This window comes from Asaia sp. Ae19-3, assembly GCF_059801175.1.
In genome coordinates this window covers 1315602-1327487 of the sequence record NZ_JBCHWF010000001.1, presented here as the reverse complement: position 1 = coordinate 1327487, position 11886 = coordinate 1315602, and the positions used below count along the sequence as shown (strand labels likewise).

The 11886-nt window shown below is 59.5% G+C and carries 9 protein-coding genes; all 9 read left to right on the top strand.

The features are described 5' to 3' along the window. The first annotated feature begins 11 nt into the window (after nucleotides 1-11). The 9 genes from mutM to AAID99_RS05580 all read left to right on the top strand — a co-directional run bounded on the left by mutM (nucleotide 12) and on the right by AAID99_RS05580 (nucleotide 11871). Nucleotides 12-881: a bifunctional DNA-formamidopyrimidine glycosylase/DNA-(apurinic or apyrimidinic site) lyase gene (gene mutM, locus AAID99_RS05620; protein ID WP_498493384.1), complete on the top strand. Its 870-nt coding sequence runs from the start codon at nucleotides 12-14 to the stop codon at nucleotides 879-881. A gap of 135 nt (nucleotides 882-1016) precedes the next feature. Further along, nucleotides 1017-1286: a 30S ribosomal protein S20 gene (gene rpsT, locus AAID99_RS05615; RefSeq protein WP_025885973.1), complete on the top strand. Its 270-nt coding sequence runs from the start codon at nucleotides 1017-1019 to the stop codon at nucleotides 1284-1286. A gap of 284 nt (nucleotides 1287-1570) precedes the next feature. After that, complete coding sequence (gene dnaA / locus AAID99_RS05610; protein ID WP_188426334.1) at nucleotides 1571-2980, top strand: chromosomal replication initiator protein DnaA; 1410 nt, start codon at nucleotides 1571-1573, stop codon at nucleotides 2978-2980. A 72-nt stretch (nucleotides 2981-3052) separates the two neighbouring features. Then, nucleotides 3053-4177 carry a DNA polymerase III subunit beta gene (dnaN, locus tag AAID99_RS05605; protein ID WP_188426335.1) on the top strand — a complete coding sequence of 375 codons (1125 nt, stop codon included), beginning with the start codon at nucleotides 3053-3055 and terminating at the stop codon, nucleotides 4175-4177. 23 nt (nucleotides 4178-4200) lie between these two features. Beyond that, on the top strand, nucleotides 4201-5310 hold the full coding sequence (gene recF, locus AAID99_RS05600) for a DNA replication/repair protein RecF (protein ID WP_188426336.1): 1110 nt from the start codon (nucleotides 4201-4203) through the stop codon (nucleotides 5308-5310). A 458-nt stretch (nucleotides 5311-5768) separates the two neighbouring features. Then, nucleotides 5769-6917, top strand: a complete 1149-nt coding sequence (locus AAID99_RS05595; protein WP_498493382.1) for a CDP-glycerol glycerophosphotransferase family protein — start codon at nucleotides 5769-5771, stop codon at nucleotides 6915-6917. A 243-nt stretch (nucleotides 6918-7160) separates the two neighbouring features. Continuing rightward, nucleotides 7161-8669 (top strand): IMP dehydrogenase, encoded by a 1509-nt coding sequence (gene guaB, locus AAID99_RS05590; protein WP_188426542.1) that lies wholly within the window; start codon nucleotides 7161-7163, stop codon nucleotides 8667-8669. 23 nt (nucleotides 8670-8692) lie between these two features. Further along, entirely contained in the window at nucleotides 8693-9985 is a 1293-nt protein-coding gene (locus AAID99_RS05585; protein ID WP_188426338.1) for an RsmB/NOP family class I SAM-dependent RNA methyltransferase, read from the top strand. Nucleotides 9986-10035: 50 nt separating this feature from the next. Continuing rightward, nucleotides 10036-11871 carry a cation:proton antiporter gene (locus tag AAID99_RS05580; RefSeq protein ID WP_188426339.1) on the top strand — a complete coding sequence of 612 codons (1836 nt, stop codon included), beginning with the start codon at nucleotides 10036-10038 and terminating at the stop codon, nucleotides 11869-11871. Nucleotides 11872-11886 lie beyond the last annotated feature (15 nt).

The window sequence follows — 11886 nt, the reverse complement described above, 5'->3', positions numbered from 1 at the left end:
CGGCACCCAAGATGCCAGAGCTACCAGAAGTTGAAACCATCCTCATCGGATTAAGGGCGGCCCTCGATGGCCGCCGTATCATCAGCACGGAGGTCAGAAGTGATCTGCGCTGGCCCGTGCCTGATGATCTTTCGATAAGGGCGGATGGCAAGAAAATCCGCGCGGCGACGCGTCTTGGCAAATACATGCTGATTGCGCTCATGCGTGGGCCGACGCTGCTCATTCATCTGGGCATGAGCGGGCGTATCCGTATCACCCAGTCTCGGCGCAAGGGGGCAGCCTATCTGCCGCTGCGTCACGAGCATGTCACCCTGACGCTCGATGACGGTACGCGGGTCGGTCTTGTCGATCCGAGGCGCTTCGGCTGTTTTCTGCTGCTGGATTCAGGGCGTGAGCGTGAGCATCCGCTTCTGGCGAAGCTCGGGGCTGACCCTCTTTTGCTGGGATTCGACGCCCCCTATCTCGTGGCAAGGCTGATGGGCAAACGTTCGCCCATCAAGACGATGCTGCTCGATCAGCATGTCGTCGCAGGGCTCGGCAATATATATGTGTCGGAAATTCTTTTTCGTGCACGGATCAACCCGGAGAGGCGGGCCGCATCGCTGGTTGTCGATGAGGTGACGCGCATTGCCGAAGTGACGCCAGCGGTGCTCAGGGAGGCGATAGGCGCTGGTGGCTCGACATTGCGCGATTATGTTGATTCCGAGGGAAAACCGGGCGCTTTTCAGGAATTGCATCAGGTATACGGTCGGGAGGGTGAGCCTTGCCCCGAATGCCCGGGCTATCCCGCCTGTCACGGAATTCGTCGCGTAGTGCAGGCGGGGCGCTCCAGTTTCTACTGCCCGCGCCTTCAACCGCCACTTTCTTTAGAGGACGCTTGACTGGCAGCGTCAAACTGGACTAAAGGCGAGCCCTCCGCTGGCTCTGCGTCTCTTTTAGAGATGATTGGCTGGCATGCTTTATTGTTGTCGCAAGGCAACCTAACAAGCCGAACAGAACAGGGCTGAAGAGTAGAAATGGCTAACACCGCCTCTGCGCGCAAGCGCATCCGTCAGAACGAGCGTCGCCGTGAGCGTAACGTTTCCCGTATGTCCCGCGTCCGCACCTTCGTGAAGAAGGTCGAAACGGCCATTCTTTCGGGTGACAAGAACGCTGCCAACGATGCCCTGCGCGCCGCGCAGCCGGAAATGCAGCGAGCTGTTGGCAAGGGCGTCCTTGCTGCCAACACCGTTAGCCGCAAGCTGTCGCGCCTTTCGGCTCGCATCAAGGCTCTGGCTTCGGCCTGATCAGGCATGTGGATATCCTTGGTTTCCAAGGATATCTGGTCTGAGACTACAAGAAAGAACGGGTGTGGCGACAGCGCCATGTCCGTTCTTTTTTTTCGCCGGTCATCCGCTTCCAGGCTGATCGGATAAGCTTGCCTCTCCCGGTCCGTTTGCCCTATCCTGTCTGCCCTCAACCGGGGGATCGAACGGGGCGTTTTGCGCGGTCGTGACGGCTCCTGTCGTTTCTTTTATTGCAACTCGGGGGAGTGATGGCAGACGAAGGGTCTCATACGGATCTTCCCGCAATGACGGAGACGGTATCCTGCACGACAGGCACAGAGCCTGTTCTGGCATCACAATGGGTCAAAGTGCGCGAGCGTCTCAGGGTCGAAGTCGGCGATGTCGAATATCGTACTTGGTTGCAGCAGATCGTGCTCGGCCCCCTCGAAGAAGACGAAATCACGCTTTTTCTTCCCACGCGCTTTTTGCGTGACTGGGTGCGCGGCCAATATGGCGACCGCCTGCAGGAATTGTGGCGCAACGAAAATCGCGCTGTCCATCATGTAGAGTTGCAGGTGCAACGCGTCGGTGATGCGCTGGCGGCGCCGGTCGCAGTGGAAGCGGTCGTGCCTGCGGTCGAGATCGAGGCCCCTGTTGCCCAGGCAGCAAGCGTGCAGGACGCACGTCATGACCTGGCTGCGCCGCTCGATCCGCGGTTTACCTTCGACAGTTTCGTTGTCGGCAAGCCGAATGAGTTTGCCTATGCCTGTGCGCGCCGTGTGGCTGAAAAGCCATCTAGCCCCGGGTTCAATCCGCTCTTCCTGTATGGTGGGGTAGGGCTCGGCAAGACGCATCTGATGCATGCCATCGGCTCCGAACTGACCAGCGGTGGTCGCGTGTCCGTCGCCTACATGTCGGCTGAGAAGTTCATGTACCGGTTCATTGCGGCTATCCGCTCGCAATCGACCATGGAGTTCAAGGAGCAGCTGCGTTCGGTTGACGTGCTGATGATCGACGATCTTCAGTTCCTGATCGGCAAGGACAACACGCAGGAAGAGTTTTTTCATACCTTCAACGCCCTCGTCGATGCCGGTCGCCAGATCGTGGTCAGCGCCGATAAGTCACCTTCCGATCTGTCTGGTCTCGAAGACCGCCTGCGCACCCGTCTGGGTTGCGGCATGGTGGCTGATATCCATGCAACAACTTTCGAGTTGCGTATTTCCATTCTCGAGGCCAAGGCGCTCGCCTCTGGTGTCGCGGTTCCTGCCAAGGTGCTGGAGTTCCTCGCGCATAAGATCACATCGAATGTGCGCGAGCTCGAAGGGGCGCTGAATCGCCTTATTGCTCATGCCAATCTCTTCGGGCGCTCTGTGACGCTCGAAAGCACGCAGGATGTGCTGCATGACATCCTCAAGGCGCATGACCGTCGCGTGACGATCGAGGAAATCCAGCGCAAGGTTTCCGAACACTGGAATATCCGCCTGACGGATATGTCTTCTGCCCGTCGTGCGCGTGCTGTCGCCCGCCCGCGCCAGGTGGCGATGTATCTGGCTAAGCAGCTTACCAGCCGTTCCCTTCCCGAGATCGGGCGTAAATTCGGCAATCGTGACCATACGACGGTCATGCATGCCGTATCGCGTGTGCAGGAACTGATGGAGCGTGATGTCGCTTTCGCCGAGGATGTCGAGCTTCTGCGTCGCATGCTGGAAGGCTGATCTCTTTGCTGCTACTGGCGGCTCTGCTAGTATGATTTTTTGTTATTCGGGTGTTCGAGGGTCTACGATCATATGAAATTTCAGGCTGACCGCACTACGCTGATCCGTGCCCTTGCCCATATCCAGAGCGTCGCCGAGAAGCGGAACACCATTCCCATTCTCGCCAACGTCATGCTGTCGATCGAAGGCAATCTTCTGCGCTTGACAGCCACCGACATGGAAATTGCGGTAGTCGAGGAAGTGGCGGCAGAAGGGGCGCGTGATGGTGCGGTTACGGCACCGGCAAGCGTGCTTTACGAGATCGTGCGCAAACTGGCCGATGGCTCGATGGTCGAGCTCGATCATGGCGGTGGCGATGCGCCGCTGGCTCTGCGCGCCGGGCGCTATGCCACAAGCCTGAATGTTCTGCCCGTCGAGGATTTTCCGTCGATGGTGGCGGGTGATCTTCCGCATGAATTCTCGATCCCGGCCGCCGTTCTGCGTGGTCTGGTTGACCGCACACGTTTTGCCGTTTCCACCGAAGAGACACGTTACTACCTGAACGGTATCTATTTCCATGTTGCCAAGGATGGTGACGGCCCCAAGCTGCGCGCTGTCGCGACTGACGGTCATCGTCTGGCCCGTGTGGAAACCGATCTGCCGGCAGGCGCTGGCGACATGCCGGGCGTCATCATTCCGCGCAAGACCGTTGCCGAACTGCGCAAGCTGCTCGATGAGGGGGCAGGCACGGTGCAGGTGAGCCTGTCCGACACGCGTATCCAGTTTCGCGTCGGCGCAGTGATGCTGACCTCGAAGCTGATCGATGGCACTTTCCCGGAATATGAGCGCGTCATTCCCAAGAACAATGACCGTTTCCTGCGTGTGAACAAGCAGGCCTTCGCCGATGCTGTGGCGCGCGTTGCTGCGATCAGCCAGGAGCGGTCGCGCCCGGTCAAGCTGGCTGTGCAGACCAACCTGCTGACGCTTTCTGCAATCAGCCCCGATCAGGGTATGGCCAAGGAAGAGCTGGATGAAACCAGCGTTTCCTACGACGGCCCGTCGCTCGAGATTGGTTTCCAGGCGCGCTATCTCAACGATATCACCGACCAGATCGACGTCGAGGCCGAGTTTGCCTTCGCCGATAGCGCAGCACCCACACTGGTGCGTGATACCAATCTGCCGACAGCGCTTTATGTGCTGATGCCGATGCGCGTCTGAATTTAGGGAATGGCGGGCCTGATTTGCGTATAGACAGGCTCGTCCTCACTGATTTTCGCAATTACGAGCGTCTGGCATGGGCGCCGCAAAGCCGCCTCGCTGTTCTCACTGGCGAAAATGGGGCGGGCAAGACCAATCTGCTTGAGGCGCTTTCGCTTCTGGCGCCTGGCCGAGGCCTGCGCGGTGCCACCAATGCGCTGATCCAGCGGCACCAGGGGCATTCATGGGGTGTCATGGCCCGTCTCGCACGCGATGGCGAGGATGCACTCGAATTGGCAACCGGTGCCGATCCTGCAAATTCCTCACGTCGCGTCTTTCGTCTCGATGGCGAGGTCGTGCGTAATCAGGGCCAGATTGCCCCGCATTTCTCGACGATCTGGCTGACGCCACAGATGGACCGCCTGTTCAGCGATCCGGCCTCCGGACGTCGTCGGTTTCTCGACCGGTTGGTTCTTGCTCTTGATCCGAATCATGCGCGTGAAAGTGCCGCTCACGAGCGCGCTCTGACGCAGCGTAACCGCCTGTTGGCGACCCGACCGGATCAGACGACCTGGCTCGATGGCCTTGAAGACAGCATTGCCCGCCATGCAGTCGCCCTGACCGCCTCCCGTATGGCGCTGGTCGAGTCGATGAACCGGGTTCCCGTGACGGATGATACGTCTTTTCCGGTCGCCCGTTTGCAGCTTGTCTGTGATGTGGAGAGGGATCTGGCATCGCAGCCGGCGCTTGCGGTTGAGGACAGTCTGCGGGCGGCGTTGAAACGTTCGCGAGTGGAGGATGCCCAGAAGGGCAGCACGTCATTCGGCGCCCATCGCGCCGATCTGTCATTGCGAGACGCGCTGACAGGGCGAGAGGCGGCGCTATCGAGTAGTGGTCAGCAGAAGGCCATGCTGGTGCATGTCATGCTGAATCATGCGGCATTGACTGCGGGAAAAGCGGGCAGGGCGCCTTTGATCTTGCTCGACGAACCGCTCAATCATCTCGACGCAGAAAGGCGCGACGCCTTGCTCTGTTTTCTGCGTGACCGTGAGATCACGGCTTTTATGACCGGGACCGACAGAGAGGCCTTCGGCATTCTGGGTGACCATGCCGAATATCGTGAGGTCAGTTCAGGGCGCTTCCTGGGGCAGTAGGGGGGGGGGCTTGCATACTCCGTGCGATCGGCTGCTGTCAGAATCTTGTAACCATCAAGTTACAATGATCGCATCATTCAGCAACTTTGCTCAGGCGTCTTTCGATGCGGTGGCGTTCTACCGTCTGTCTTAAAAGTAATGAAACTCACATTTTCATCAAGAAAAGAGGCTTGGCGGTTTTGTATTGCGGGTTTTGGGTTGTGGGGGCGGGGGGGGGGAGACAAAGAGTTTACCTGTAATTATATGATGGGTAGAATATTTTAATGGTAATTCCTGATATGTGGGAAGTTATTCCCCTATAATTTTTATATATACCATAAACCGCCTTGCGGTGTTTATGTTGGATGCGGCCTTCGAAGGTCGAGCGGTCAAGCGCTGCATCTTATTGTTACTTATTGTCATAAATCTTCGACCTATAAAGGGGTGATATCAACTCGAGGGAAGAGGATAAGGCTCGTATGAAGATTGCGTTTCTTTACGTCGCAGAGCCTTATCAATGCTACCACGTCGCCGCCGTTTCATCGGCTCTGGCGCAATTCCCGAATGTGTCGGTCACCGAATTTGTCAGTTTCCCTGAAACGGCCCAGCATCTGGAGACCATCCGCCGTGATAACAATCTGGGCGGCAGGATCGAACGCGGTGTTCTGAAATTCCCCCTGAAGGCGGCTCTGCTCAGGCGTTTGCGTCGGCTCGACGCCGAGCGTGAAGTCGTCATGCGTGAAAACCTGGCGCAGCTGGAGCAGTTTGATGCTGTGGTGGCGACGGAATATTCAGCCGGCCTTCTGCGGGAGATGGGGCTGGTTCGCCCGGCGCTCATTCTGATCCAGCATGGTGCTGGCGATCGTGCCGTGAATGATGAGCATCTCATTCGTCATTTCGACCTTTCTCTCGTCTCCGGGCCCAAGATTGCCGAGAGTTTTCTGGCGAAGAAGTTGGCAACGGCAGCGCAAACCAGAATTGTCGGTTATCCGAAATTCGACGCGGTGAGCAAGGAGCGCTGTCAGGAGCCATCACTCGCTGCCAGAAAGCCGGTTGCTCTGTACAACCCGCATTACAAGAAGGGTCTGTCATCCTATGGCAGGTTTCTTCATCCGCTTGTCGATGCGGTGAACCAGCTTGATCGATACGATCTCCTGATTGCGCCGCATATCAAGATTTTCCACAAGGATTTCGGGGGGCGTCGCCGTCTGTTCGAAAGTGTCGTGGGCGGGCGCGTCAGTCTCGATGCCGCTTCCTCTGCGTTGCTCGACATGACCCATACGGCCCGGGCGTCGCTCTATATCGGTGATGTCAGCAGTCAGGTGTATGAATTCCTGATCCGACCGCGCCCCTGTGTCTTTCTCAATCCACATGGCGTTGCCTGGCGGGACGACCCTCATTTCCGTCACTGGACGCTCGGCGACGTGGTCGAGCGTGAGGAAGATATCCTTCCTGCATTGGCTCAGGCAGAGCCGCGTCATGTGCTGTACCGTGCGCGTCAGGAGCAGGTGATTCACGAAACTTTCGGCTCTCAGCCGCGGCGCGGCGCGTCTCATCGCGCAGCGCAGTCCATACGCGAATTCCTGCGGGGCGACTTCACGGTTGCGCCTCTTCCTGCTGTCGCCTGAAAAGACAGTCATTCAGCATTGGTCGCTCGTGGTTTGTACGCCGGGTCATGAGCCGACCGTGCCCTGTCGCTTTTTTAGCGTGGCAAATCAATGAAATTGCAGGCGGTAACGCAATCTCCTGTTTTCAACACGGACTGGTTTGGTCTAAGAGGACGCGCCAACGGTAGGAAAGCCGCGGGCTTTCCTGATTGATTTGCGGGGAGGCAGCGGCAGATGACCACGACCAATGAAACACCGACCGGAATGGCTGGGGAACGTGTTGGTTCTTATGCGTCGCGCAGCGTGTCGCATGACCGCATCCGTGAAGCCCTCGCCTTTGATGACGTTCTGGTCGAGCCTGCGGCTTCGGAAGTGCTCCCTGCCCAGGCTTCGACGCGCACGCGTCTGACACGCTCTATTGAACTCAACATTCCGCTTCTCTCTTCGGCCATGGATACCGTGACCGAAGACGCGATGGCGATTGCCATGGCACAGCAGGGCGGCATGGGCGTCATTCACAAGAATCTTTCGGTTGAAGAGCAGGCCGAGCATGTGCGCCGCGTCAAGCGCTTCGAATCGGGCATGGTCGTCAATCCGGTAACGGTCGGACCTGATCAGACCCTGCGTGATGTGCATGCCATCATGGCGCAGCACGGTATCAGCGGTCTGCCCGTCGTCATGCCGGGCACGGGTGAACTCGTCGGCATTCTGACCAATCGTGACATGCGCTTCACCAGCGATCTCTCGACCCCTGTGCGCGACATGATGACACGCGACAAGCTCGTGACGGTGCGTCATGGTGCCGACGCTGCCACGGCGCAGGATTTGCTGCATCGCCATCGTATCGAGAAGCTTCTGGTGGTTGATGACCAGAATCGCTGCACGGGTCTGATTACCGTCAAGGACATGGACAAGGCCGAAGCGCATCCGCTCGCCATCAAGGACCAGTTCGGTCGCCTGCGTTGTGCTGCTGCGATCGGTGTCGGTGCCGATGGTCTGGCCCGCGCCGAGGCGCTTGTCTCGGCTGGCGTTGATATCGTCATTGTTGACACGGCCCATGGCCATTCCCGTGGTGTGCTCGACACGGTGGCAACGCTCAAGGCGCGCCATCCGGGAATTCAGGTCATCGCCGGTAATGTCGCAACGCCCGAAGCCGCCATTGCCCTTGCGGGCGTCGGCGCTGACTGCGTGAAGATCGGCATCGGACCGGGCTCGATCTGCACCACGCGTGTGGTAGCAGGCGTAGGCGTGCCGCAGTTTTCGGCGGTCATGGAAACCTCTGCAGCCTGCCATGAAGCGGGTATTTTCGGCATCGCCGATGGTGGCATTCGTACTTCGGGCGATATTGTCAAGGCCATTGGTGCTGGCGCCGATGTCGTGATGATCGGGTCGCTTCTCGCTGGATGTGAGGAAAGCCCCGGTGAGGTGTTCCTGCATCAGGGACGCTCCTACAAGGCCTATCGCGGCATGGGCTCGCTCGGCGCGATGGCGCGCGGTTCGGCCGATCGCTACTTCCAGGCCGAGGTCAAAGACTCGCTGAAGCTCGTGCCCGAGGGTATCGAAGGTCAGGTACCGTTCAAAGGCAGCATGGCGGCTGTCGTGCACCAGCTCGTGGGCGGTCTCAAGGCTGGTATGGGTTATACGGGCTCGGCCACGATTGCTGATCTTCAGGTTCGCACGCGCTTCCGCCGCATCACCAATGCGGGCCTGCGTGAAAGCCACGTTCACGACGTGACCATCACGCGTGAAGCACCTAACTATCGCCAGGACTGACAAAAACTTGTAAGCGCGGGGGCATGACTCCCGCCGCTCGACTCTCAGCCGCCATCGATCTGCTTTGCGCCATCGAGGCTGCCCCCCGCCGTCCCGCAGATGCGACGGCCAATGCGTATTTCCGTGATCGCCGCTATATTGGTGGCGGCGATCGACGGGTCATTTCGGCCCGTATCTGGGACGTGCTGCGTCAGTGGCGCCGTCTGCACTGGCATTTGCGCGATATTCCGGGTGGGGCTTCGCCTCGCACGCTTTGCGCAGCCTCGCTCATGCTTGGTGGCGAAGAGATCGGCACGGTGCGCAACCTGTTCAATGGTGAGCGTTTCGCGCAATCCCATCTGACATCGCGTGAAGACGCGGCGCTCTCGGCTCTAGGCGGAAAGGCGTTGAACGACCCGGATATGCCCGGGCCGGTGCGTCTGGAATATCCTGACTGGCTGCATCCTTATCTGGAGCGGGCTTTCGGCCCTGAGCTGGAAACGGAAATGGCGGCGCTCGACGGCGCAGCGCCGCTCGACCTGCGCGCCAATCTTCTCAAGGGTCATCGTGACGAGGCGATCCGCTCGCTGCGAAATGAGCAAATCACAGCCACACCCACACCGCTCTCACCCTGGGGGCTGCGTCTCCCGGGCCGTCAGCCGGTAACGGCGACCCAGAGCTTCCGTGAGGGCATTATCGAGATTCAGGATGAGGGCAGCCAGCTCATCGTCGGGGCGCTCGATGCAAAGCCGGGCGAGCGCGTGGTCGATTTCTGTGCCGGTGCAGGGGGCAAGACGCTTGCTATTGCCATGGGGATGGAAAACAAGGGGCAGATCGTGGCCTGCGACGTCTCGTCGCCGCGCCTTGAAGGGGCGGTCAAGCGCCTGCGTCGCGCCGGGGTTCATAATGTGGAGCGCCATCTGCTGGTGAGCGGTGATAAATGGGTCAAGCGCCGTGCCGGGGCCTTCGATCGCGTTCTGGTTGACGCTCCCTGCTCGGGAACCGGTACCTGGCGCCGCAACCCTGACGCCCGCATCCGTCTGGTCGAACAGGACGTCATCGAATTGCAGACCAAGCAGGCCGATATCCTTGATCGTGCCTCGACACTCGTGAAGCCGGGCGGTCGTCTGGTCTATGCGACCTGCTCGCTGCTGAACGAAGAAAACGAAGCGCAGGTTTCTGCGTTTCTCGCGCGCAATGACCGCTTCGAGCGCGTGGCAGCGGGCGGAGACATGCTGCCCGAACCGCTGCGCAGCCAGAGTGGGTTCGCGCTCACGCCGCATCGCAATGAGACCGATGGCTTCTTTGCCGCGGTTCTTCAGCGCAAGGCGCAGTGAGTACGTCATCAGGTGTGATTTTTTGACCGGGCAGGGGTGAGGGCAGGGTTATGGCGCTGACAATATTTATCGGGCTGCTGCTCACCCTCGGGGCGGGCATCGGCGCGCAGTGGGTTGCGTGGCGTTTTCGTCTTCCTGCCATCGTTCTGTTATTTGCGCTTGGCCTGATCTTCGGACCGGGCCTTGGCATTTTGCATCCGTCTGCCGCGCTGGGCTGGATCTTTCGACCGCTCGTCTCGCTTCTTGTCGCGATCATCGTGTTCGAAGGCGGGTTGCTTCTCGACTTTCGACAGTTGCGCGAAGCCGGCGAGGGGGTGACGCGTCTCACCATGCTGGCGCTACCCATTTCCTGGGGGCTTGGCTGGGTGGCGGCCCATTATATCGCTCATATGGAATGGGGCGTGGCCGCGCTTTTCGGTGCCATTATCACCGTGACCGGTCCAACTGTCGTGCTTCCTCTGCTGCGCCATAACAAGCTGCAGCCGCGTGTGGCGGCCTTCCTGCGTTGGGAAGCAATCATCAACGATCCGATAGGCGCCATTCTGGCCGCTGTGGTGCTTCAGGTCGTGGCGACCCGTGTGCCGATTGGCACAGATGTGTTTCTGACAACGGTTTTGCCCGATCTGCTGGCGTCGACCGCAGAGTCTCTGGCGGTAGGCATTCTTCCGGCCTATCTCGTGCGCTATCTGTTCGTGCGCGATCTCATGCCCGAGCCGCTCAAGACGCCTTTGCTGCTGACGCTGGCTCTGCTCATTTTCAGCGTGTGCAATATGAGCATGGAGGGTGCCGGGCTTGTCGGTGCCACCGTGTTCGGCATGGCCCTGACCAATCTGCATGTGCCGGGTCTTTCCGAATTGCGCCGCATGAAGGAATCGCTCGTCGTCCTGGTGGTCGCTGTCCTGTTCATCATGTTGACCGCTGACCTGCATCGCGAAGTGCTGGCCCATCTCTCGCTGCCGATCTGCCTGCTGACTGCGGCTGTCATGTTCGGCGTGCGGCCATTGGCGATTTTCCTGTCGACCATTGGCACCGGCCTGAAATGGCAGGAGCGTCTTTTTGTCGCCTGGATCGCGCCGCGCGGTATCGTTGCCGCCGCCGTGGCGGGTGCTGCTGGCTATCGCATGACCGATGCGGGCTATCACAGTGCCGATCTGATCATGCCTGCCGTCTTCGCCATTATTGGCGGCACGATGATCTTTCACGGGTTCTCTCTGCGCCCCATTGCGCGCTGGCTCAAGCTGACGCTTTCCAATGAGCCTGCTCTGGCCATTGTCGGGGCGTCTTCCTGGTCGATCGATTTTGCCAAATGCCTGAGCGCCTCAGGCATTCCCATTCTGCTGGTTGATAACCGGTCGAACACGCTTATCCCGGCCATGCGTCAGGGGGTACCGGTCCTGCGGGCGGAGCTGCTTTCTCAATATGGTGAAGAGGCGCTGGAAGAGCGCCCTGCCGATTATCTCATCTCGACGACGGCTGATGCCATCTATAACGGCCTCGTTTGCGCCCACATGGCGCCTCATATGGGGCGCCAGCGTGTTTTCCAGATCAGCCCCGGTGTTGCGCGGCTCGATTTCTATCACGGCCTCTCGCGCGATGCGCGTGGCAAGTTGCTCGGCGATCCGTCCTGGAACTTCACACTTATCGACATGCTTTTCGAAAAAGGCTGGCGCTTCGCTACCGCAATGGCAGACGAGGCCAGTGCTGCCTCTTTCGGCTCGGTGCCGAACCGCCTCGATTTCCTGTCGATCCGGCGCGGGCAATCCATCTCCATCCGGTCGGCAGAAGACCAGTTTCCCGTAACGCCTGCGCTTGGCGATCTGCTGGTCTATATGGCGCCCCCCGTCGAGCCTGCTGTGGAAGCTGGTGCGGAAGGCGAGGCGCCCTGAAACCCCCTGATGCCG